This window comes from Nocardioides sp. Kera G14, assembly GCF_020715565.1.
Taxonomy (GTDB): domain Bacteria; phylum Actinomycetota; class Actinomycetes; order Propionibacteriales; family Nocardioidaceae; genus Nocardioides.
On record NZ_CP085839.1, the window covers coordinates 535,523 to 556,774 of the forward strand.

General features: G+C 67.6%; 31 protein-coding genes. 28 read left to right on the forward strand and 3 right to left on the reverse strand.

Annotated elements, in window-relative coordinates:
* Positions 1-7: 7 nt before the first annotated feature.
* Entirely contained in the window at positions 8-406 is a 399-nt protein-coding gene (locus LH076_RS02710) for a cold-shock protein (RefSeq protein ID WP_227782468.1), read from the forward strand.
* 1 nt (position 407) lies between these two features.
* Here the strand turns inward: LH076_RS02710 and LH076_RS02715 are convergent, their stop codons facing one another.
* The gene (locus LH076_RS02715; RefSeq protein ID WP_227782469.1) at positions 408-1,784 is read right to left on the reverse strand and encodes an MFS transporter; all 1,377 of its coding nucleotides are present in this window, start codon (positions 1,782-1,784) and stop codon (positions 408-410) included.
* An 88-nt stretch (positions 1,785-1,872) separates the two neighbouring features.
* Here LH076_RS02715 and LH076_RS02720 point away from each other — a divergent pair, with 88 nt between their 5' ends.
* The 8 genes from LH076_RS02720 (at position 1,873) to trmB (ending at position 9,457) form a co-directional block, all read left to right on the forward strand.
* The gene (locus tag LH076_RS02720) at positions 1,873-2,634 is read left to right on the forward strand and encodes a DUF3027 domain-containing protein (RefSeq protein WP_227783566.1); all 762 of its coding nucleotides are present in this window, start codon (positions 1,873-1,875) and stop codon (positions 2,632-2,634) included.
* 11 nt (positions 2,635-2,645) lie between these two features.
* Entirely contained in the window at positions 2,646-2,855 is a 210-nt protein-coding gene (locus tag LH076_RS02725) for a DUF2530 domain-containing protein (RefSeq protein ID WP_227782470.1), read from the forward strand.
* 29 nt (positions 2,856-2,884) lie between these two features.
* On the forward strand, positions 2,885-4,150 hold the full coding sequence (locus LH076_RS02730) for an MFS transporter (protein ID WP_227782471.1): 1,266 nt from the start codon (positions 2,885-2,887) through the stop codon (positions 4,148-4,150).
* A gap of 94 nt (positions 4,151-4,244) precedes the next feature.
* Complete coding sequence (rpsL, locus tag LH076_RS02735; RefSeq protein ID WP_017932867.1) at positions 4,245-4,616, forward strand: 30S ribosomal protein S12; 372 nt, start codon at positions 4,245-4,247, stop codon at positions 4,614-4,616.
* A gap of 1 nt (position 4,617) precedes the next feature.
* Entirely contained in the window at positions 4,618-5,088 is a 471-nt protein-coding gene (gene rpsG, locus LH076_RS02740; RefSeq protein ID WP_227782472.1) for a 30S ribosomal protein S7, read from the forward strand.
* A gap of 138 nt (positions 5,089-5,226) precedes the next feature.
* Positions 5,227-7,299: an elongation factor G gene (gene fusA / locus LH076_RS02745; protein WP_415753310.1), complete on the forward strand. Its 2,073-nt coding sequence runs from the start codon at positions 5,227-5,229 to the stop codon at positions 7,297-7,299.
* Positions 7,300-7,388: 89 nt separating this feature from the next.
* Positions 7,389-8,582: an elongation factor Tu gene (tuf, locus tag LH076_RS02750; RefSeq protein WP_227782474.1), complete on the forward strand. Its 1,194-nt coding sequence runs from the start codon at positions 7,389-7,391 to the stop codon at positions 8,580-8,582.
* Positions 8,583-8,665: 83 nt separating this feature from the next.
* Positions 8,666-9,457: a tRNA (guanine(46)-N(7))-methyltransferase TrmB gene (gene trmB, locus LH076_RS02755; protein ID WP_227782475.1), complete on the forward strand. Its 792-nt coding sequence runs from the start codon at positions 8,666-8,668 to the stop codon at positions 9,455-9,457.
* Here the strand turns inward: trmB and LH076_RS02760 are convergent, their stop codons facing one another.
* Both LH076_RS02760 and LH076_RS02765 read right to left on the reverse strand, forming a co-directional pair.
* Positions 9,458-10,432: a hypothetical protein gene (locus LH076_RS02760; protein ID WP_227782476.1), complete on the reverse strand. Its 975-nt coding sequence runs from the start codon at positions 10,430-10,432 to the stop codon at positions 9,458-9,460.
* A 16-nt stretch (positions 10,433-10,448) separates the two neighbouring features.
* Entirely contained in the window at positions 10,449-11,291 is an 843-nt protein-coding gene (locus LH076_RS02765; protein WP_227782477.1) for a family 16 glycosylhydrolase, read from the reverse strand.
* A gap of 54 nt (positions 11,292-11,345) precedes the next feature.
* Between LH076_RS02765 and LH076_RS02770 the strand changes: the two genes are divergently transcribed.
* The 19 genes from LH076_RS02770 to rplR all read left to right on the forward strand — a co-directional run bounded on the left by LH076_RS02770 (position 11,346) and on the right by rplR (position 21,226).
* Positions 11,346-12,635: an MFS transporter gene (locus LH076_RS02770; protein WP_227782478.1), complete on the forward strand. Its 1,290-nt coding sequence runs from the start codon at positions 11,346-11,348 to the stop codon at positions 12,633-12,635.
* Between the two features lie 291 nt (positions 12,636-12,926).
* Positions 12,927-13,235 (forward strand): 30S ribosomal protein S10, encoded by a 309-nt coding sequence (gene rpsJ, locus LH076_RS02775; protein WP_008360994.1) that lies wholly within the window; start codon positions 12,927-12,929, stop codon positions 13,233-13,235.
* Between the two features lie 14 nt (positions 13,236-13,249).
* Positions 13,250-13,906 (forward strand): 50S ribosomal protein L3, encoded by a 657-nt coding sequence (rplC, locus tag LH076_RS02780; protein ID WP_227782479.1) that lies wholly within the window; start codon positions 13,250-13,252, stop codon positions 13,904-13,906.
* A gap of 2 nt (positions 13,907-13,908) precedes the next feature.
* A complete protein-coding gene (gene rplD, locus LH076_RS02785) occupies positions 13,909-14,526 on the forward strand; it encodes a 50S ribosomal protein L4 (protein ID WP_227782480.1) in 618 nt (205 codons plus the stop codon).
* Positions 14,523-14,825: a 50S ribosomal protein L23 gene (rplW, locus tag LH076_RS02790; RefSeq protein ID WP_227782481.1), complete on the forward strand. Its 303-nt coding sequence runs from the start codon at positions 14,523-14,525 to the stop codon at positions 14,823-14,825. Before rplD ends, rplW begins: the two co-directional genes overlap by 4 nt.
* Positions 14,825-15,661 (forward strand): 50S ribosomal protein L2, encoded by an 837-nt coding sequence (rplB, locus tag LH076_RS02795; RefSeq protein WP_227782482.1) that lies wholly within the window; start codon positions 14,825-14,827, stop codon positions 15,659-15,661. The genes rplW and rplB overlap by 1 nt, the downstream gene beginning before the upstream one ends.
* 15 nt (positions 15,662-15,676) lie before the next feature.
* Positions 15,677-15,958, forward strand: coding sequence for a 30S ribosomal protein S19 (gene rpsS, locus LH076_RS02800; RefSeq protein WP_227782483.1), 282 nt, complete (start codon positions 15,677-15,679; stop codon positions 15,956-15,958).
* Entirely contained in the window at positions 15,955-16,374 is a 420-nt protein-coding gene (gene rplV / locus LH076_RS02805; protein WP_227782484.1) for a 50S ribosomal protein L22, read from the forward strand. Before rpsS ends, rplV begins: the two co-directional genes overlap by 4 nt.
* 3 nt (positions 16,375-16,377) lie before the next feature.
* The gene (gene rpsC / locus LH076_RS02810; RefSeq protein WP_227782485.1) at positions 16,378-17,211 is read left to right on the forward strand and encodes a 30S ribosomal protein S3; all 834 of its coding nucleotides are present in this window, start codon (positions 16,378-16,380) and stop codon (positions 17,209-17,211) included.
* A 4-nt stretch (positions 17,212-17,215) separates the two neighbouring features.
* Positions 17,216-17,635 carry a 50S ribosomal protein L16 gene (rplP, locus tag LH076_RS02815; RefSeq protein ID WP_227782486.1) on the forward strand — a complete coding sequence of 140 codons (420 nt, stop codon included), beginning with the start codon at positions 17,216-17,218 and terminating at the stop codon, positions 17,633-17,635.
* Positions 17,635-17,877, forward strand: coding sequence for a 50S ribosomal protein L29 (rpmC, locus tag LH076_RS02820; RefSeq protein WP_227782487.1), 243 nt, complete (start codon positions 17,635-17,637; stop codon positions 17,875-17,877). Before rplP ends, rpmC begins: the two co-directional genes overlap by 1 nt.
* Positions 17,878-17,879: 2 nt before the next feature.
* Positions 17,880-18,158, forward strand: coding sequence for a 30S ribosomal protein S17 (gene rpsQ, locus LH076_RS02825; protein ID WP_227782488.1), 279 nt, complete (start codon positions 17,880-17,882; stop codon positions 18,156-18,158).
* Positions 18,159-18,303: 145 nt separating this feature from the next.
* Positions 18,304-18,672, forward strand: a complete 369-nt coding sequence (gene rplN, locus LH076_RS02830; protein WP_136436435.1) for a 50S ribosomal protein L14 — start codon at positions 18,304-18,306, stop codon at positions 18,670-18,672.
* Positions 18,672-19,034, forward strand: a complete 363-nt coding sequence (gene rplX / locus LH076_RS02835; RefSeq protein WP_227782489.1) for a 50S ribosomal protein L24 — start codon at positions 18,672-18,674, stop codon at positions 19,032-19,034. The genes rplN and rplX overlap by 1 nt, the downstream gene beginning before the upstream one ends.
* A gap of 2 nt (positions 19,035-19,036) precedes the next feature.
* On the forward strand, positions 19,037-19,612 hold the full coding sequence (gene rplE / locus LH076_RS02840) for a 50S ribosomal protein L5 (protein WP_227782490.1): 576 nt from the start codon (positions 19,037-19,039) through the stop codon (positions 19,610-19,612).
* Between the two features lies 1 nt (position 19,613).
* A complete protein-coding gene (locus LH076_RS02845) occupies positions 19,614-19,799 on the forward strand; it encodes a type Z 30S ribosomal protein S14 (RefSeq protein WP_008361020.1) in 186 nt (61 codons plus the stop codon).
* 74 nt (positions 19,800-19,873) lie between these two features.
* On the forward strand, positions 19,874-20,281 hold the full coding sequence (rpsH, locus tag LH076_RS02850; RefSeq protein WP_227782491.1) for a 30S ribosomal protein S8: 408 nt from the start codon (positions 19,874-19,876) through the stop codon (positions 20,279-20,281).
* A gap of 19 nt (positions 20,282-20,300) precedes the next feature.
* Entirely contained in the window at positions 20,301-20,840 is a 540-nt protein-coding gene (gene rplF / locus LH076_RS02855; protein ID WP_227782492.1) for a 50S ribosomal protein L6, read from the forward strand.
* A 2-nt stretch (positions 20,841-20,842) separates the two neighbouring features.
* Positions 20,843-21,226, forward strand: a complete 384-nt coding sequence (gene rplR, locus LH076_RS02860; RefSeq protein WP_227782493.1) for a 50S ribosomal protein L18 — start codon at positions 20,843-20,845, stop codon at positions 21,224-21,226.
* Positions 21,227-21,252: the final 26 nt, after the last annotated feature.

The following is a 21,252-nucleotide window of genomic DNA, read 5'->3' on the forward strand; positions in this document are numbered from 1 at the left end:
TAGCCCCGTGCCCACTGGCAAGGTGAAGTGGTTCAGCGCCGAGAAGGGCTTCGGCTTCATCGCGCAGGAGGACGGCACCGAGGTGTACGTCCACGCGGACGCCCTCCAGCCCGGCGCCGACAAGCTGCTCAAGGGCGGCACCCGCGTCGAGTTCGAGGTCTACCAGGGCCGCAAGGGCGCCCAGGCCGGTCACGTGAAGGTGCTCGACTCCGCGCCGTCGGTCTCGCGCAACCTCGCCAACGCCAAGCGCCGCAAGCCCGAGGAGATGGAGATCATCGTCGAGAACGTGATCAAGCTCCTCGACGACATCCGCGAGGGCTACGCCCACGGCCGTCCCCCGACGAAGGATCTCGGCAAGAAGATCGCGCCGGCGCTGCGCAACCTTGCCGACGAGTTCGAGCTCTGATTCAGGCCGTACGCCGACCCGGCCTGCTCATCAACACGTAGAAGGTCCACGCGCCGAGCACGGCGGCGGTCACGAAGAGGCCCAGCCGTGCGTTGAGCGGCAGGGCGATGCCGACGAAGCCGCCGATCACCCAGGCGAGCTGGAGGGTGGTGTCCGAGCGGGCGAAGGCCGAGGTCTGCACCGACGGTGGGATGTGCGCCTGGATCGAGGAGTCGAGCGAGAACTTCGCGAGCGAGGCGCCGAGCCCGGTGACGAGTCCGAGCAGGGCGACGAGCGGCACCGAGTAGAAGAGGGCCGCCAGCAGCGCGACGGCGGTGTCCAGCACCATCACGGCCGAGACGGTCATGGCCGGCCGGATGTTGCGGACGACCGAGGCCGCGGCGACACCGAGGAAGTTGCCGGTGCCGGCCGCCCCCGCCACGATCGCGATCAGCAGTGTGGGGGACCAGTCGTGTAGCGGGTGCGCCTGAAGCAGGAACGCGAAGAACATCAGCAGGAAGCCGTAGAGGAACTTCGGTGCGCAGTTCGCCCGCAGGGCATAGGCGACGGTGGCGGGCATCGGCATCCGGAGCGTCCCGGTCGCGGGCTTCCCCTCGCGGCGGAAGGCCAACGTGCCCTCACCCACGTTGGAGTCCACCGAGGCTGGCAGCCGGATCGCCAACACGGTCGCGACGACGAAGAGCAGGAACGCCCACCGCAGCACCCACTGCGGGCCGACCATCGAGGCCAGCCCGGCGATCGGCGCCGAGGCGCAGACGCCCACGATGCCGGCCATCGCTACCCGGCCGTTGGCCTTGACGAGCGTGACTCCCTCAGGGAGCAGTCGGGGGACCGCGGCGGCCTTGGTGACGCCGTACGCCTTGGAGGCGACGAGCACGCCGAGGGCGGCGGGGAACATGGCCGGGGACTCCTTGGCCAACGCGCCGGCCAGCACCCAACAGAGGAAGGCGCGCACCGCCATCACCGCGCCGATCGCCCAGCGGCGGCCGTGCGCGACGCGGTCGAGGAACGGACCGAGCAGCGGCGCGACGATCGCGAACGGCAGCATCGTCAGCCCGAGGAAGAGCGCCACCGACTCACGCGACGACGAACCGCCCGAGCCGGGCACCTGGAAGAAGAGTGAGCCTGCCAGCGAGATCGCGACGGCGGCGTCACCGGCCGTGTTGAACGCATGCATCTCGATGAGCCGCGAGAGGCCCGACGCCTCAGCGCCCTGCGCCGACGCGGCCCGGCGGGCCTGGCGGAACGTGAACCGTGAGAACCGCCCGACGCCACGCGCCGTGGCGGCAACGCCGCGGGCCGTGCCGCGAGCGGCGGTGCCGGCGGCCTGGGCCGCCTTCGCCGCGCCGCTGTCCGGCTTGCCGGCGTCCTCCGTCACGGCACCCATCCTTGCAGCCGCCGCGTGTCGCTCCGCCCCCGACCTGACAGCGCGTCGCCGGATCAGGGATGATGTCGCGGTGACCTCCATGCTCAGCCCCGACGCGCCCCAGGCCCACGTCGACGCCGCCCGCTCGGCACTCGTCGACGAGACCGGCGTAGGGGACTGGCTCGGCGTCGGCACCGAGGCCGCCGGTCCCGGCGACGCCACCGTGGTGACCCACTACTTCAAGGCCGAGAAGCCCGGGTACGTCGGCTGGCACTGGGCCGTCACGCTGGCCGTCCTGCCCGAGGGCGCTCCCACCGTTGATGAGGTCGTCCTGCTGCCCGGCGTGGAGGCCATCACGGCCCCCGCCTGGGTGCCCTACCGGGAGCGGCTCCAGCCCGGTGACCTCTCTCCCGGCGACCTGCTGCCCGTCTCCGACGAGGACCCGCGGCTGGTGCCGACCTACTCCTTCGGTGACGACCCGCTCGACAGTGACGCGAAGGCCCAGATCCGTCAGGTCGCGACGGATCTCGGCCTCGGCCGGGTCCGCACGCTGAGCCCGGAGGGACTCGACCAGGCGGCTGAGCGCTGGTGGCACGGCCCCGCCGGTCCGGAGGCGCCGATCGCCCAGTCGGCCCCGCACCCGTGCAGCACCTGCGGCTTCCTGCTCCGCCTGTCGGGCTCGCTGGCCCAGACGTTCGGCGTCTGCGCCAACCGTGACGCCAATGACGACGGCCGTGTCGTCGCGTTCAGCCACGGCTGCGGCGCGCACTCGGAGGTCCGCCTCGCCCGCAAGCACGAGCCGGTCCCGGTCCCCGAGCCCGTCGTCGACGACCTCACGCCCGAGTTGCTCGAGACCTTCTGAGGCGCGGGGCGATGGAGCAGCACCCCTTCGACGCCGCCCGGATGTTCCTGGTCGGCACGATCGTCTGGGCCGTCGCCTTCGTCGCCCTCCTCCCCTTCGCGGGCCGCCTCTCGGACGCCGGCCGCGCGTGGTGGATCTGGGCCTGCCTCGCCGGCGTCGGCGTGGGCCTCCTCGGCTGGGAGGCCGCCCGCTGGGTCCGCGACCGCTCGATTCGGGAATAGCGCCTCGGGGCGTATAGGTTCCCTATACAGTGAGTCCCACGTTCAGAGCCCTCCGCAACCCCAACTACCGGCTGTACCTCGCCGGTAGCGTCGTCTCCAACACCGGCACCTGGATGATGCGGGTCGCACAGGACTGGCTGGTCCTCAAGCCACTGCACGGCGGCGGTGACGCGGTCGGCATTACGACCGGCCTGCAGTTCCTCCCCGTCCTCCTCCTGACGCCGTACGCCGGCGTGATCGCCGACCGGTTCGCCAAGCGCGACCTTCTGCAGGTCACGCAGGCCACGATGGGCATCTTCTCCGCGATCGCGGCCGTCGCGGCGATCACCGGGCACTCCTCGATCTGGCTGGTCTACCTCTGTGCCTTCGGCCTGGGCATCGGTGCCGCCTTCGACGCTCCCGGCCGGCAGTCGTTCGTCTCGGAGATGGTCGGTCGCGAGGACCTCACCAATGCCGTGGGCCTCAACTCGGCGAGCTTCAACGTCGCCCGCCTCGTCGGCCCGGCGCTCTCCGGCCTACTCATCGCGGCCTGGGGGAGCGGCCAGGAGGCCACCGGCTGGGTCTTCGCGCTCAACGCCGTCTCCTACCTCGCCGTCATCATCCAGCTACGCCGGATGGACGCTCGCCTCCTGCAGACGCCTATGCGCCGCGTGCTCGGGCCGGGCGCGCTCCTCGAGGGCGTCCGCTACGTCCGCAGCCAGCCGAAGATGCTCTTCGTCCTCGCGATCGTCTTCTTCGCCGGCACGTTCGGCCTCAACTTCCAGATCACCAGCGCCCTCATGGCCACCTCGGTCTTCCACAAGGGTGCCGGCGAGTTCGGCGTCCTCGGCTCCGCGCTCGCAGTCGGGTCGCTCACGGGCGCGCTGATGGCGGCGCGACGGGTGAAGATCCGGCTCCGCCTGCTGGCCCTCGCGGCCGCGGCGTTCGGAGCGGCCGAGATCGTGGCCGGATCGCTGCCGGCGTACGCCCTCTTCGCCCTCTTCTGCCCGGTGATCGGGTTCTGCTCGCTGACCCTGCTCAACAGCGCCAACTCGACCATGCAGCTCGAGGCCGACCCGGCCATGCGTGGGCGCGTGATGGCCCTCTACATGACGGTCGTGCAGGGCGGGACCCCGCTCGGTGCGCCCATCATCGGATGGATCGGTGCGGAGTACGGCGCCCGCTGGACGCTCTGGCTCGGCGGCGGCATGACGATCGTGGGTGCGATCCTCGGCATCGCCGTGTTCGCACGCCTGCGAGCGGGCTCGCTCCGCGGCCTGGTTGGCGTTTTGACCCCCTCACCGGCGCGCCGGTAGCCTTGGTGATCGTGTCTGGAACAGGGCAGACACTTTTCACCTCCGGGGCACTGCGCAGCGGAGAGATAGTAGAACAAGAAAGGGAACCACCAAGGTGCCCACCATTAACCAGCTGGTCCGCAAGGGCCGCCAGGACAAGGCGTCCAAGACCAAGACGCCTGCCCTGAAGGGGTCTCCGCAGCGCCGTGGCGTCTGCACCCGCGTCTACACCACCACGCCCAAGAAGCCGAACTCCGCCCTCCGGAAGGTCGCCCGTGTGCGCCTTTCGTCCGGCGTCGAGGTCACCGCTTACATCCCGGGCGTCGGCCACAACCTTCAGGAGCACTCCATCGTGCTCGTTCGCGGCGGTCGTGTGAAGGACCTGCCCGGCGTTCGTTACAAGATCATCCGCGGCACGCTCGACACCCAGGGTGTCAAGAACCGCAAGCAGGCCCGTTCGCGCTACGGCGCGAAGAAGGAGAAGTGACATGCCTCGCAAGGGTCCCGCTCCTAAGCGTCCGATCGACGTCGACCCCGTCTACGGGTCGCAGCTCGTCACCCAGCTCGTCTCCAAGGTCCTGAAGGACGGCAAGAAGCAGGTTGCCCAGCGCATCGTGTACTCCGCCCTCGAGGGTTGCCGCGAGAAGACCGGCACCGACCCGGTGCTGACGCTCAAGCGCGCCATGGACAACGTCAAGCCGGCCATCGAGGTCAAGTCCCGCCGTGTCGGTGGCGCGACCTACCAGGTCCCGATCGAGGTCAAGGGCACGCGTGGCACCACGCTCGCGCTGCGCTGGCTCGTCGGCTACGCCGCCGACCGTCGTGAGAAGACGATGGCCGAGCGCCTCATGAACGAGATCCTCGACGCGAGCAACGGCCTCGGTGCCGCTGTGAAGAAGCGCGAGGACACCCACAAGATGGCCGAGTCCAACAAGGCCTTCGCGCACTACCGCTGGTGATCATTCCTCCTGCCGCCGACCGGCGCGACCCGCTGGTCGGTGGCAGGAGGTCACCAACTCACTCCTACTCCTAAGGAACCCCTGACAGTGGCTGTCGACATCACCACCGACCTCAACGTCGTCCGCAACATCGGCATCATGGCTCACATCGACGCCGGTAAGACGACGACGACCGAGCGCATCCTCTTCTACACCGGTATCTCCTACAAGATCGGTGAGGTGCACGAGGGTGCCGCCACCATGGACTGGATGGAGCAGGAGCAGGAGCGCGGCATCACGATCACGTCCGCCGCGACGACCTGCTGGTGGAAGAAGCACCAGATCAACATCATCGACACCCCCGGTCACGTGGACTTCACCGTCGAGGTGGAGCGTTCGCTCCGCGTCCTCGACGGTGCCGTCGCCGTGTTCGACGGTGTGGCCGGCGTCGAGCCGCAGTCGCAGACGGTGTGGCGCCAGGCCAACAAGTACGCCGTCCCGCGGATGTGCTTCGTCAACAAGCTCGACCGCACCGGTGCCGACTTCTACCGCGTCGTCGACTCGATCGTGAACAAGCTCAACTCCACCCCGCTCATCCTCCAGATCCCGATCGGTGCCGAGGGTGACTTCATCGGCGTCGTCGACCTGGTCGAGATGAACGCCAAGGTGTGGCGCGGCGAGACCGCCCAGGGCGAGGACTACGTCGTCGAGGAGATCCCCGCGGACCTGGCCGACAAGGCCGCCGAGTACCGCGAGAAGCTGATCGAGACGCTGGCCGAGGCCGACGACGAGATCATGGAGACCTACCTCGAGGACGGTGACACGTTCGACGTGCCGACCCTCAAGGCGGCCATCCGTCGCGCGACGCTCGCCGACAAGCTCAACCCGATCCTCACCGGCACCGCGTTCAAGAACAAGGGCGTCCAGCCCCTGCTCGACGCGATCATCGACTACCTCCCGTCGCCCCTCGACGTCGAGGGCATCGTCGGCCACAAGCCGAACGCCGAGGAGACCCCGGAGAACGAGATCGTCCGCCGGCCGTCGGCCGACGAGCCGCTCGCCGCGCTGGCGTTCAAGATCGCCTCCGACCCGCACCTCGGCAAGCTCACGTTCGTCCGCGTCTACTCCGGCACGCTCTCCGCCGGCGCCACCGTGCTCAACTCGAGCAACGGCCGCAAGGAGCGGATCGGCAAGGTCTACCAGATGCACGCCAACAAGCGTGAGGAGATCGCCTCCGTCGGCGCCGGCCAGATCGTCGCCGTCATGGGCCTCAAGGACACCCGTACCGGTCACACGCTCTCCGACGACAAGCAGCAGGTCGTCCTCGAGTCGATGACCTTCCCGGCCCCGGTGATCGAGGTCGCCATCGAGCCGAAGACGAAGTCCGACCAGGAGAAGCTCGGCGTCGCCATCCAGCGTCTCGCCGAGGAGGACCCGACCTTCGTCGTCAAGACCGACGAGGAGACCGGCCAGACCATCATCGCGGGTATGGGCGAGCTCCACCTGGAGATCCTCGTCGACCGCATGAAGCGCGAGTTCAAGGTCGAGGCGACCGTCGGCAAGCCGCAGGTCGCCTACCGCGAGACCATCCGCGGCACGGTCACCGGCCACAGCTACACGCACAAGAAGCAGACCGGTGGTACGGGTCAGTTCGCCAAGGTGATCATCAACATCGAGCCGAACATCAACCCGGAGACGGGCCTGGGTGCGGGCTACGAGTTCGTCAACCAGGTCACCGGTGGTCGCGTCCCGCGTGAGTACATTCCGTCGGTCGACCAGGGCGCCCAGGAGGCCATGCAGTTCGGCATCCTGGCCGGCTACCCCATGGTCGACGTGAAGGTCACCCTCGAGGACGGCGCCTACCACGACGTCGACTCCTCCGAGCTCGCCTTCAAGATCGCCGGCAACCAGGCCTTCAAGGAGGCCGCCCGCATGGCCAAGCCGGTCCTGCTGGAGCCGATGTTCGCCGTTGAGGTCACGACCCCCGAGGACTTCCTCGGCACCGTGATCGGCGACATCAACTCCCGCCGCGGCCAGATCCGCGCGCAGGAGGAGAGCCACGGCGACCTCGTCGTGTCCGCCCTTGTGCCGCTGTCCGAGATGTTCGGGTACGTTGGCGACCTGAGGTCCAAGACCTCCGGTCAGGCTTCGTACTCGATGGAGTTCGACTCGTACGCCGAGGTTCCCACGAACGTCGCCGACGAGATCATCAAGAAGGCTCGCGGCGAGTGATCGTCCCCCTGAGGATTTGTCCTCAGGGAGCCTGCGGCAACACCCTTTAGTACGAGTCAAGCAAGTAACCCACACAGGAGGAGCCCACAGTGGCTAAGGCGAAGTTCGAGCGGACCAAGCCGCACGTCAACATCGGCACGATCGGTCACATCGACCACGGTAAGACGACTCTTACCGCGGCGATCACCAAGGTGCTGCACGACGCTTACCCGGACATCAACCCGTTCACGCCGTTCGACGAGATCGACAAGGCTCCCGAGGAGCGCCAGCGCGGTATCACCATCTCGATCGCGCACGTCGAGTACCAGACCGAGGGTCGTCACTACGCCCACGTCGACTGCCCGGGTCACGCGGACTACATCAAGAACATGATCACCGGTGCGGCCCAGATGGACGGCGCGATCCTCGTGGTCGCCGCCACCGACGGTCCGATGCCGCAGACGCGTGAGCACGTGCTGCTCGCCCGCCAGGTCGGCGTGCCGGCCCTGGTCGTGGCGCTCAACAAGTGCGACATGGTCGACGACGAGGAGCTCATCGAGCTCGTCGAGATGGAGGTGCGCGAGCTCCTCAACGAGTACGAGTTCCCGGGCGACGACATCCCGGTCGTTCGCGTGGCCGCCTTCCCGGCGCTGCAGGGCGACGCCAAGTGGGGCGAGTCCGTCCTCGAGCTCATGAAGGCCGTGGACGACTACATCCCGACCCCCGAGCGTGACACCGAGAAGCCGTTCCTCATGCCCGTCGAGGACGTCTTCACGATCACCGGTCGTGGCACCGTCATCACCGGTCGTATCGAGCGCGGCATCGTCAAGGTCGGCGAGGAGGTCGAGATCGTCGGCATCCGCGAGACCTCGCAGAAGTCGACCGTCACCGGCGTCGAGATGTTCCGCAAGCTCCTCGACGAGGGCCAGGCCGGCGAGAACGTCGGTCTCCTTCTTCGTGGTACGAAGCGCGAGGACGTCGAGCGCGGCATGGTTGTCATCAAGCCGGGCACGACCACCCCGCACACCAACTTCGAGGCTTCGGTCTACATCCTCTCGAAGGAGGAGGGCGGCCGTCACACGCCGTTCTTCAACAACTACCGTCCGCAGTTCTACTTCCGTACGACTGACGTGACCGGCGTTGTGACCCTGCCCGAGGGCACCGAGATGGTCATGCCGGGTGACAACACCGAGATGTCGGTGGAGCTCATCCAGCCCATCGCCATGGACGAGGGTCTCCGCTTCGCCATCCGTGAGGGCGGCCGCACCGTTGGTGCCGGTCGAGTCACCAAGATCACCAAGTGATCACTGCGGCGTGAGCCGCTAGCTTCAGCGAAGGCCCCCGGGATTCCCGGGGGCCTTCGTCATGCAACGACAGAACGGCTCCGATGAACGACGACTCGCACGACCGCCACGGCAGGCTCGCCCGCTCCCGTAACGCCTCCCCGGACGCGCGTCCGAACGTGCGCCTCTCCGAAGACGGCCGCCCGCTCCGGGAGGTGCTCTCCTACGCCCGCCGCGGCAGCCGCTTCACCAAGCGCCAGGCCGAGGCGTGGGAGCGTCGTGCGGGCGAATGGGTGAAGGGCGCGGACGCCGTCGAGGACATCGAGGTGCCGCTCGACATCAACGCCGCGTGGTTCGGCCGCGAAGCACCGCTCTACGTCGAGATCGGCTCCGGTGTGGGGGAGACGACGGCGTCCTACGCCGCCGCCCACCCGGACGTGAACGTGCTGGCCTTCGAAGTCTGGCTGCCGGGTGTGGCGGACACCCTGGCGCGGGTCGAGGAGGCCGGCTCCGCCGGTGAGCCCCTCACGAACGTGCGGCTCTGCACGGTCGACGCCGCCTGGTCGATCACCGAGCTCTTCCGGCCGGGGAGCATCACGGAGCTGTGGACGCTCTTCCCCGACCCGTGGCACAAGAAGCGCCACCACAAGCGCCGCCTGATCAACCAACCGTTCATCGGCACGGCGGCCTCGCGGCTCGTCGACGGTGGCACGTGGCGTCTGGCCACGGACTGGGCCGACTACGCCGAGCACATCGCCGAGGCGATGGCGACGGAGCCCACGCTGACGGGCGGAGCGGTCGCCCGTTGGGACGAGCGACCGCTCACGAAGTTCGAGCGCCGGGGTCTTGCCGAGGGCCGCGAGATCGCGGACTTCGCCTACACCCGGACCCGCTGATCAGCAGGGGCCGAGGGAGCTCGCGCCGCTGCGCGCGAGAAGAGGCGCCGTGTTCAGCGCGCGACGCTTCTTCTTCTTCTTGGTGGTCCGCTTGAGCGTCCAGTAACGGGCCCAGTCCAACTGCGTCTGGACGAGCGCGGTGTGCTTCGACGCGTCGGTCGAGGCGAGCAGCGTCTCGCGGAACATGAAGGCGGTGTTCCTGATCGACGCGGGCCGCGGGGCCCGGCGTACGACCTTGCCGTCGAGGAACCACGTGATCACGGTCGGCTTCAGCTCCACGGCCCACACGTGCCAGGCCGACTGCTTGGAGTTGACCGGGCCGCTCCAGTGCCGGGAGCTGTTCAGGTCGGCGACCTGCGACCACGGCGTCACGGTGCCGGCGTACGTCGCCCCCGGAGCCGTGACTCCGATGGTGGCCGTGCGCCGGACGGCCGGGTTGTAGCCCGACATCAGGATCGACGTCGGCGTACACCGAACGGCCGGCGAGCCATAGGGCACGAGCTCGAGGCGGACGTTGTAGTCGACGGCCGGCACGTTCTCCCACGCGCCGGTCGAGGGGTTCTGCATCTGGATGGTCGAGGAACCCGGGTCCCGCTTCGACAGGCTGCGGAAGCGCACCTCCCACCGGCCGTTGACCTTGCCGAAGCGCCACGTCGTGAAGAGGTTCCCGGCGTCAGGCCCGGCCATCGTCTTGAGCGTCCCGCTCCCCGCCTTCCCGGATGCCCACGTGGTGGCGTGACCGTTGAGGCTCCATGCCGCCGGAGGGTGGACCCCCTTGGCCGACTCGAACTCCATCCGTTTGGCCGCGGGGTACCAGCCGTAGGTGGAGCCGGCGTGGATGAGCTCGAACTTCGTGCACCCGCTCGCACGCCCGCAGGACCCCTTCTTCGCCGACGCAGGGCCGGCGGTGACGAGGGAGAAGCAGAGCGCCACGGCCAGCGCGAAGACGGAGGTGCGTCGCATCGTGGGGGTCATGGGTGGAAACGTAGCCTCAGCAGGCGGTCTTATTCACGTGTTGCGTGGGTGACGGCGCCGAGCCGAGTGCGCGGCCCTTCTTCTTCATCGACCAGTAGCGGGCCCAGTCGAGCTGGAGGCGGGTCTTCTCCATGGAGGCGCCGTCGACGGGGACGAGGCGCGCCTGCATCGTGAAGGCGGTGCCGGACAGCGCCGCCGGACGGTCCTCGAGGGAGACGAGGTGCGCGTCGACGAACCACGCGATGTGCTTCTTCGTCACCTCGACGCCGAAGACGTGCCACTCGTCGTCGCCGATCTGGCGGCCGAGCTTCTTGGAGTAGGTGAAGGTCGCAGCGGGAAGCGTGTGCGCCTCCACGTGGTAGGTGTTCTTCCGGGCCGGCGTGTAGTCGAGGAAGGTCACGTCCTGGGCGCCGCAGTGCCGGGCGGCCTTGGTCGCGGGGGTGAGCGCCAACTGGACGCGGAAGTGCTGGCCGGCGCCGTACGTGCGCGTGCGCATGCGCGACTCCCAGCGGCCCTGGGTGTAGGCGACGTTGGACCAGGTCGAGGCGACGGGCTTCGCGTGGACGCCCTTGTTGCCCACGATCGTGAGCATGCCGTTCTGCTGGTACTCGCGGCCGGCGCCGCTGAGGTCCCACTGCTTGGGGGCCTTGCGGCCGCCCTTGAACTCGTAGCGCCACACGAGCGGGTACCAGTTGTAGGAGGCGCCGGCCGACACCAGCTCGAAGGAGGTGCAGCCGCTCGACCGACCGCATGCGTAGGCCTGGGCCGGAGCGGGGGAGAGGGGAAGGAGGATTGCAAGGACCGACCCGAGCGCGGCCAGCCGGAGGGCGAAGGATTTCGTCAGATTCTGCCGTGGCATCCGAGGACGCTAACCCGGTCGCCGGACGTCGCCCCAATCGTGGAGAATCGCTCGGTGACCCTCACCGCCGCCCCCGTCGTACGCCGACGGCGACTCCACCGCGCGTGGGTGGTGGCCACGGTGACGATGCTGGCGCTCGTCGCCGCCGCAGGCTTCCGATCCTCGACGGGAGCCCTGCTCGAGCCGCTCGAGCGCGACTTCGGCTGGTCCCGGGGCGTGACCTCGGGCGCAGTCTCGCTCAACCTCATCGTCTACGGCCTGACCGCGCCGTTCGCCGCGGCACTGATGGGGAGGTTCGGAATCCGCCGCGTCGTCCCGCTGGCCCTGGTGCTCACCGCGGCCGGGTCGGGGCTCACCCTCGTGATGACGAGCGCCTGGCAGCTGTGGGCACTGTGGGGCTTCGCCGTCGGCATCGGGACGGGCGCGCTGGCCCTCGTCTTCGGCGCGATCGTCGCCAACCGGTGGTTCGTCAGCCACCGCGGCCTCGTCACCGGCGTCTTCTCGGCGGCGAGCTCCACCGGACAGCTGGTCTTCCTGCCGCTGATCGCCCACCTCGTCGACGGGCCGGGCTGGCGGTGGGCCGCAGGCATCGTCGCCGTCTTCGCCCTCGTGCTGTCGCCCGTGGTCTGGCTCGTGATGCGGGACTCCCCGGGGGACATCGGCGAGACGCCGTACGGCAGCCCGGCCGACGCCGTGCCCGTCCCGGCCCCACGGACCCCGGGTGCCGCGACCCTGGCCCTGACCACGCTGCGTGAGGTCTCCGGCACGTGGACCTTCTGGGCGCTCTTCGTGAGCTTCTGGGTCTGCGGCTGGTCGACCAACGGCCTGATCGGCACCCACTTCATCCCGGCCGCGCATGACCACGGCATGGCGGAGACGACCTCGGCGAGCCTGCTGGCACTGATCGGGATCTTCGACATCGTCGGCACGATCGCCTCGGGCTGGCTCACCGATCGGATCGACCCGCGCCTCCTCCTCTTCATGTACTACCTGCTCCGGGGGCTCAGCCTGCTGTGGGTCGACCAACTGCTCGGAGACTCGATCCACCCGAGCCTCTTCCTCTTCGTCCTCTTCTACGGGCTCGACTGGGTGGCGACCGTGCCACCCACCGTCGCCCTGTGCCGGAGCCATTTCGGGCTGGAGCGGTCCGGCGTCGTCTTCGGCTGGGTCTTCGCGTCGCATATGGTGGGAGCAGGCGTGGCAGCCAGCTTCGCCGGCTGGACCCGGGAGTCGACGGGCACCTATCTCACGGCGTGGCTCACCGCAGGCATCCTGTGCCTGGCGGCAGCGGTCGTGTGCCTGATGATCCCGGCCGAGCGCCACCGCCGTCCGGATTTGGTATAGCTCCGCGGCGAGTGGCAAGATTCTCGAGTTGCTCCGGCTGGGTTGCCGGGGTGCGGCTACATCTTGATTACTGAATCGCGTCTCCTGGATCTCTGGTCCAGTCGTGTGTCGGTGGTCAGGCTGTGTCCGCACCGATACGGAGACCCGATTCCCACCTGGCAGTCCCCTGGCAGGTGTTAACCCAAAAACCCCGAGCAGTGTGGCCCTTACGAGGGGCGCGATCGCGTGGAAACAGCGCGACACGCCCGACCGCGGGGGTCGGACTGTTGAAGAGAAGGACGAGAGAGACAGATGGCGGGACAGAAGATCCGCATCAGGCTCAAGGCCTATGACCACGAGGTGATCGACACCTCGGCGCGCAAGATCGTGGACACCGTCACCCGTACGGGTGCCAAGGTGGCTGGCCCGGTGCCGCTTCCGACGGAGAAGAACGTCTACTGCGTCATTCGCTCGCCCCACAAGTACAAGGACTCTCGCGAGCACTTCGAGATGCGCACCCACAAGCGCCTCATCGACATCATCGACCCCACGCCGAAGACCGTCGACTCGCTCATGCGTCTCGACCTGCCTGCCGGCGTCGACATCGAGATCAAGCTCTGAGGGAGACGATTGAGATGACTTTCGAGCGTAATGTGAAGGGTCTTCTGGGCACCAAGCTCGGCATGACCCAGGTCTGGGATGAGAACAACAAGGTCATCCCCGTGACCGTCGTCGCCGCCGCGACCAACGTCGTCACGCAGATCCGCCAGCCCGAGGTGGACGGCTACAACGCCATCCAGGTCGGTTTCGGCGAGATCGCGAGCCGCAAGGTCACGAAGCCGGAGGCCGGTCAGTTCACCAAGGCGGGCACCACGCCGCGTCGCCACCTGGTCGAGATCCGCACGGCCGACGCCGCGTCCTACACCGTGGGCCAGGAGCTCGCGGTCGACACCTTCGTCGCGGGTGACGTCATCGACGTCACCGGTACGTCGAAGGGTAAGGGCTTCGCCGGCACGATGAAGCGCCACGGCTTCGCCGGTGTCTCGGCGTCCCACGGTGCTCACCGCAACCACCGCAAGCCGGGTTCCATCGGCGCGTGCGCCACCCCCGGTCGCGTGTTCAAGGGCGTCCGCATGGCGGGTCACATGGGTACTGACACGGTCACCACCCAGAACCTCACCGTGCACGCCGTCGACGCGGAGAAGGGCCTGATCCTGGTCAAGGGCGCCGTTCCCGGCCCCAAGAACAGCCTCCTGGTCCTCCGCTCCGCCGCGAAGAAGACGGAGAAGTGACCATGGCACTGACCACTGTGAAGGTCGAGCTTCCGGCCGAGATCTTCGACGTTGCCGTCAACGTCCCGCTGATCCACCAGGTCGTCGTCGCCCAGCAGGCTGCCGCTCGTCAGGGCACGCACGCCACCAAGACCCGCGCCGACGTGCGCGGTGGTGGCCGCAAGCCCTACAAGCAGAAGGGCACCGGTCGCGCCCGTCAGGGCTCGACCCGCGCGCCGCAGTTCGCCGGTGGTGGCATCGTCCACGGCCCGCAGCCGCGTGACTACAGCCAGCGCACCCCCAAGAAGATGATCGCTGCTGCGCTCCTCGGTTCCCTCTCGGACCGCGCGCAGAACGGCCGCATCCACGTCGTCGAGGGCTTCGGCCTCGGCGAGAAGCCGTCGACGAAGGCCGCCCTCGCGGGCCTGCGTCAGCTCACCGAGCGCGCGAAGTACCTCGTCGTGCTCGACCGTGAGGACGACACCACGTGGCTGTCCCTGCGCAACGCGCCGGAGGTCCACCTCATCAACGTCGACCAGCTCAACGCGTACGACGTGCTGGCCGCCGACGACGTGGTCTTCACCAAGAGCGCTTTCGACGCCTTCGTCTCCTCGAAGACCGCCAAGGAGGACTCCAAGTGAGCACCCTGCACAAGGACCACCGCGACATCCTGCTCGCGCCGGTCGTCTCTGAGAAGAGCTACGGCCTGCTCGACCAGAACAAGTACACCTTCCTGGTGCACCCTGACGCCAACAAGACCGAGATCAAGATCGCGGTCGAGAAGATCTTCGACGTCAAGGTCACCTCGGTGAACACGATCAACCGGGTCGGCAAGGTGCGTCGCACCAAGTTCGGCCTCGGCAAGCGCAAGGACACTAAGCGCGCGATCGTCTCCCTCGCCGAGGGTCACCGGATCGACATCTTCGGAGGTCAGGCCTGATGGCTATTCGTAAGTACAAGCCGACCACCCCGGGCCGTCGTGGCTCCTCGGTGGCCGACTTCGTCGAGATCACCCGCACCACGCCCGAGAAGTCGCTGGTCCGCCCGCTCTCCAAGACCGGCGGCCGCAACAACCAGGGCCGGATCACCACCCGTCACAAGGGTGGCGGTCACAAGCGCGCCTACCGGATCATCGACTTCAAGCGCTACGACAAGGACGGCGTGCCGGCCAAGGTCGCTCACATCGAGTACGACCCCAACCGCACCGCGCGCATCGCCCTGCTGCACTACGCGGACGGCGAGAAGCGCTACATCGTGGCGCCGAAGGACCTGTCCCAGGGCACGGTCATCGAGTCGGGCCCGACGGCGGACATCAAGGTCGGCAACAACCTCCCGCTGCGCAACATCCCGGTCGGTACCACGATCCACGCGATCGAGCTCCGTCCCGGCGGTGGCGCCAAGATCGCCCGCTCGGCCGGCATCTCGGCCCAGCTGGTCGCCCGTGAGGGCAGCCGCGCGACGCTGCGTATGCCTTCGGGCGAGATGCGCTTCGTCGACGTCCGCTGCCGCGCGACGATCGGTGAGGTCGGCAACGCCGAGCAGTCGAACATCAACTGGGGCAAGGCCGGCCGCATGCGGTGGAAGGGCGTTCGCCCGACCGTCCGTGGTGTCGTCATGAACCCGGTCGACCACCCGCACGGTGGTGGTGAGGGTAAGACGTCCGGTGGTCGTCACCCCGTCTCCCCGTGGGGCAAGCCCGAGGGCCGCACGCGCAAGCGCAAGGCCAGTGACGCCCTCATCATCCGACGCCGCAAGTCCGGCAAGAACAAGCGTTGATAGGGGAGTAGTCCAATGCCTCGCAGCCTGAAGAAGGGTCCCTTCGTCGACGGCCACCTCGAGAAGAAGGTGGACGCCGAGAACGACAAGGGCACCCAGAACGTCATCAAGACCTGGTCGCGCCGCTCCATGATCCTGCCGTCCTTCATCGGACACACGATCGCGGTGCACGACGGTCGCAAGCACGTGCCGGTGTTCATCACCGACTCCATGGTCGGGCACAAGCTCGGCGAGTTCGCACCGACCCGCACCTACAAGGGTCACGTCAAGGAAGACCGGAAGGGGAAGCGTCGATGAGCACCACTGACCGTCGTAACGTCTCCGCCCGCCGCGCCTCCGTCCTCGGCGAGGAGGTCGGTGCCTTCGCGAGCGCCCGCTACCAGCGGATCACGCCGCTGAAGGCCCGCCGTGTCGTCGACCTGGTCCGCGGCCTGCCCGTCGACGAGGCCCTCTCCCTGCTGGCGTTCGCGCCGCAGGCGGCCTCCGAGACCGTCTACAAGGTGCTCGAGAGCGCCGTTGCCAACGCCGAGACCACCGAGGGCCTCAACCGTGGCGACCTGGTCGTCTCGGTCGCGCAGGTCGACGAGGGTCCGACGATGAAGCGCTGGCGCCCCCGTGCCCAGGGCCGTGCCACCCGCATCAACAAGCGGACCAGTCACATCACGCTGGCCGTCCAGCCGGCTGACGTCGTCGCCGCGAAGAAGGTGAAGTAACTCATGGGTCAGAAGATCAACCCCAACGGCTTCCGCCTGGGCATCTCGACCGACCACACGTCGCGTTGGTACGCCGACAAGCTCTACAAGTCCTACGTGGGCGAGGACGTTGCGATCCGCAAGCTCCTCTCCAAGGGCATGGAGCGTGCCGGTATCGCCCGCGTCGAGATCGAGCGCACCCGTGACCGCGTCCGTGTGGACATCCACACCGCGCGTCCCGGCATCGTCATCGGTCGCCGTGGCGCCGAGGCCGACCGGATCCGCACCGAGCTCGAGAAGCTCACGGGCAAGCAGGTCCAGCTGAACATCCTCGAGGTCAAGAACCCCGAGGTCGACGCTCAGCTTGTCGCCCAGGGCGTCGCTGAGCAGCTCTCCGGTCGTGTGCAGTTCCGTCGTGCCATGCGCAAGGCGATGCAGACCACGATGCGCTCCGGTGCCAAGGGCATCCGGATTCAGTGCTCCGGTCGACTCAACGGTGCTGAGATGTCCCGTACCGAGTTCTACCGCGAGGGTCGCGTTCCGCTCCACACCCTGCGTGCCGACATCGACTACGGCTTCTACGAGGCTCGTACGACCTTCGGTCGCATCGGTGTGAAGGTCTGGATCTACAAGGGTGAGGTCGCCGGCACCAAGGCCGAGCGTGACGCCCAGAAGGCTGCCCGCGCCGGCGTTCCCGGTCGCAGCGGTCGTCCGACCCGTGGTGGCGAGCGTCCGAGCCGTGGCTCCCGTGGCGCCCGCAACGACGCTCCGGCCGCCGACGCTCCTGCGGTGACCGAGGCTCCGGCCGGTGGCGACACCGCGCTGGCCACCACCCCTGCAGAGACCCAGGAGGGCTGACACCATGCTGATGCCCCGTCGCCTCAAGCACCGCAAGCAGCACCACCCCAAGCGGGATGGCGCTGCCAAGGGCGGCACCTCGCTCGCCTTCGGTGACTTCGGTATCCAGGCACTCGAGGGTCACTACGTGACCAACCGACAGATCGAGTCGGCTCGTATCGCCATGACCCGTCACATCAAGCGTGGTGGAAAGGTCTGGATCAACATCTTCCCGGACCGCCCGCTGACCAAGAAGCCCGCTGAGACACGCATGGGTTCCGGTAAGGGTTCCCCCGAGTGGTGGGTCGCCAACGTCAAGCCCGGCCGCGTCATGTTCGAGCTCTCCGGTGTGCCGGAGGACGTGGCCCGCGAGGCGATGCGCCGCGCGATCCACAAGCTCCCCATGAAGTGCCGCTTCATCACGCGAGAGTTGGGTGAGTTCTGATGGCAAACCAGATCACTACCGCACTGGAGCTCGACGAGCTCAACGACGTCGACCTCGAGGCCAAGCTTCGTGAGGCCAAGGAGGAGCTCTTCAACCTCCGCTTCCAGGCGGCCACCGGCCAGCTGGAGAGCCACGGCCGTCTCCGCGTCGTCAAGAAGGACATCGCCCGCATCTACACGGTCGTGCGTGAGCGTGAGCTCGGTATTCGCACCGCGCCGGGCGCCGAGAACAAGGAGGCCTGATCATGGCTGAGACCACTGAGCAGACTGAAGAGCGCAACAGCCGCAAGGTGCGCGAGGGCCTCGTCGTCAGCGACAAGATGGAGAAGACCATCGTCGTCGCTGTCGAGGACCGCGTGAAGCACCCGCTCTACGGCAAGGTCCTGCGTCGCTCGACCAAGCTGAAGGCGCACGACGAGCAGAACAGCGCCGGCATCGGCGACCGCGTCCTGGTCATGGAGACCCGCCCGCTGTCCGCCACCAAGCGCTGGCGCCTCGTCGAGATCATCGAGAAGGCCAAGTAGTCCTACGCCGTTTTGGCGAAACGAGCGAGTGCCGGGGAGACTTAACCGTTCCCCGGCGCTTGTTCGGTGAACATTCCACATCAAGGTTCGGCAAGGCTCGCACGCCCTGGATGCGTGAGAGAACCGGCTCGACAAGGAGTTATCCATGATTCAGCAGGAGTCGCGACTCAAGGTCGCCGACAACACGGGTGCCAAGGAGATCCTCTGCATCCGCGTTCTCGGTGGCTCTGGTCGTCGCTACGCCGGCATCGGTGACACCATCGTCGCCACTGTCAAGGACGCGATCCCCGGCGGCAACGTCAAGAAGGGCGACGTCGTCAAGGCCGTCATCGTGCGCACCGTCAAGGAGCGCCGCCGTCCCGACGGTTCCTACATCCGCTTCGACGAGAACGCTGCCGTCATCCTGAAGAACGACGGCGAGCCCCGCGGCACCCGTATCTTCGGCCCGGTCGGCCGCGAGCTGCGCGAGAAGAAGTTCATGAAGATCATCTCGCTGGCTCCGGAGGTGCTGTGATGACGAAGTCGTTCAACATCAAGACTGGTGACGAGGTCAAGGTCATCGCGGGCAAGGACAAGGGTGCGACCGGCAAAGTCATCCGCGTCCTCCGTGACGAGGACCGCGTCGTCGTCGAGGGCGTCAACATCATCAAGCGCCACCTGAAGTCGGGCCAGAACGCCGCCGGCGCTCAGGTCCAGGGCGGCATCATCGCCTCCGAGGCGCCGATCCACGTGTCCAACGTGCAGCTCCTCGAGGACGGCCAGCCCGTCCGCCTGGGCTTCCGTCGTGACGCCGTGCAGAAGCGTCGCCCCGACGGTTCCACCTACGCCGCGGAGCGCTCGGTGCGCATCTCGCGCAAGTCGGGCAAGGAGATCTGACAATGTCTGCAGCGTCCACCGAAAACACGGCAACCCAGCCCCGCCTCAAGGCACGTTACCGCGCCGAGATCGCGCCTGCTCTCCAGGAGCAGTTCGAGCTCAAGAACGCCATGCTCGTCCCCGGCCTGACGAAGATCGTCGTCAACATGGGTGTCGGCGAGGCCGCTCGTGACTCGAAGCTCATCGAGGGCGCCATCAAGGACCTCACCGCGATCACGGGCCAGAAGCCGCTCGTGAACAAGGCCCGCAAGTCGATCGCCCAGTTCAAGCTGCGTGAGGGCATGCCGATCGGCGCCCACGTCACGCTGCGTGGCGACCGCATGTGGGAGTTCCTCGATCGTCTCCTGTCCCTCGCCCTGCCCCGCATCCGCGACTTCCGTGGTCTGAACGGCAAGCAGTTCGACGGCAACGGCAACTACACCTTCGGTCTGACCGAGCAGGTCATGTTCCACGAGATCGACCAGGACAAGATCGACCGCCCGCGCGGTATGGACATCACGCTGGTCACCACTGCCACCAACGACGACCAGGGTCGCGCGCTGCTCAAGGCGCTCGGCTTCCCGTTCAAGGAGAACTGACATGGCGAAGACCGCGCTCAAGGTCAAGGCCGCGCGCAAGCCGAAGTACGCCGTCCGCGCCTACACCCGCTGCCAGCGGTGTGGCCGCCCGAAGGCCGTGTTCCGCAAGTTCGGCCTGTGCCGTATCTGCCTGCGTGAGATGGCCCACCGTGGCGAGCTCCCCGGCGTGACCAAGTCCAGCTGGTGAAGACCACCATCTAGTCCGTTGAAGGTCGCATTCGCCTGTGCGGTGCGAAACCACTTCGAGAAAGAAACAACATCATGACGATGACTGACCCGATCGCAGACATGCTCACGCGTCTGCGCAACGCCAACCAGGCGTTCCACGACTCGGTGACGATGCCCCACAGCAAGATCAAGCAGGGCGTCGCCGAGATCCTCAAGCAGGAGGGCTACATCGCCTCGTTCGAGGTGAAGGAGCCCGCTGAGGGTGAGGTCGGCAAGACCCTCACGCTCACGCTCAAGTACGGCCGCAACCGCGAGCGCTCGCTCGCAGGTCTGCGCCGCATCAGCAAGCCCGGCCTCCGCGTCTACGCCAAGCACTCGGGTCTCCCGAAGGTGCTCGGCGGTCTCGGCGTGGCGATCATCTCCACGAGCCAGGGCCTGCTCACCGACCGTCAGGCGAACCAGAAGGGCGTGGGCGGCGAAGTCCTCGCCTACGTCTGGTGATTGGGAAGGAGTAGAGAACATGTCGCGTATTGGCAAGCTCCCCGTCCCGGTCCCGGGCAACGTGGACGTTCAGATCGAGGGTCAGACCGTGACCGTCAAGGGCCCCAAGGGCACCCTGTCGCACGTCGTGGCCGAGCCCATCACTGTCGAGAAGGGCGAAGGCGTCCTCGACGTCAAGCGCCCCGACGACGAGCGCATCTCCAAGTCGCTCCACGGTCTTTCCCGCACCCTGATCAACAACATGGTCGTGGGTGTGACCGAGGGCTACGAGAAGAAGCTCGAGATCGTCGGCGTCGGCTACCGCGTCCTGCCCAAGGGCCCGACGCAGCTCGAGTTCCAGCTCGGCTACAGCCACCCGATCATCTTCGACGCCCCCGAGGGCATCACCTTCACCGTCGAGGGCCCGACCAAGCTCGGTGTCACCGGCATCGACAAGCAGCAGGTCGGTGAGGTTGCGGCCAACATCCGCAAGCTTCGCAAGCCCGAGCCCTACAAGGGCAAGGGTGTTCGTTACGCCGGCGAGAACGTCCGCCGCAAGGTCGGAAAGGCTGGTAAGTGACGATGGCCATCTCACTGTCCAACAACAAGCACACCGCTGCTCGGGTCAAGTCGCGCCTCAAGCGCCAGGTCCGTGGCCGCAAGAAGATCGAGGGATCTGCCGAGCGTCCGCGCCTGGTGGTCACCCGGTCGGCCAAGCACATCACCGCTCAGGTCGTGGACGACCTGGTGGGCAAGACGCTCGCTTCCGCGTCCACCATCGAGGCCGACCTGCGCGCGAACGACGGTGACAAGACCGCCAAGGCCAAGGCCGTCGGCCAGCTCGTCGCCGAGCGCGCCAAGGCTGCGGGCATCGAGGCGGTCGTCTTCGACCGTGCCGGCAACAAGTACACCGGTCGCATTGCGGCCCTGGCAGACGCCGCTCGTGAGGGCGGCCTCCAGTTCTGACGAGCGACCGAGAGACTAGGAATATC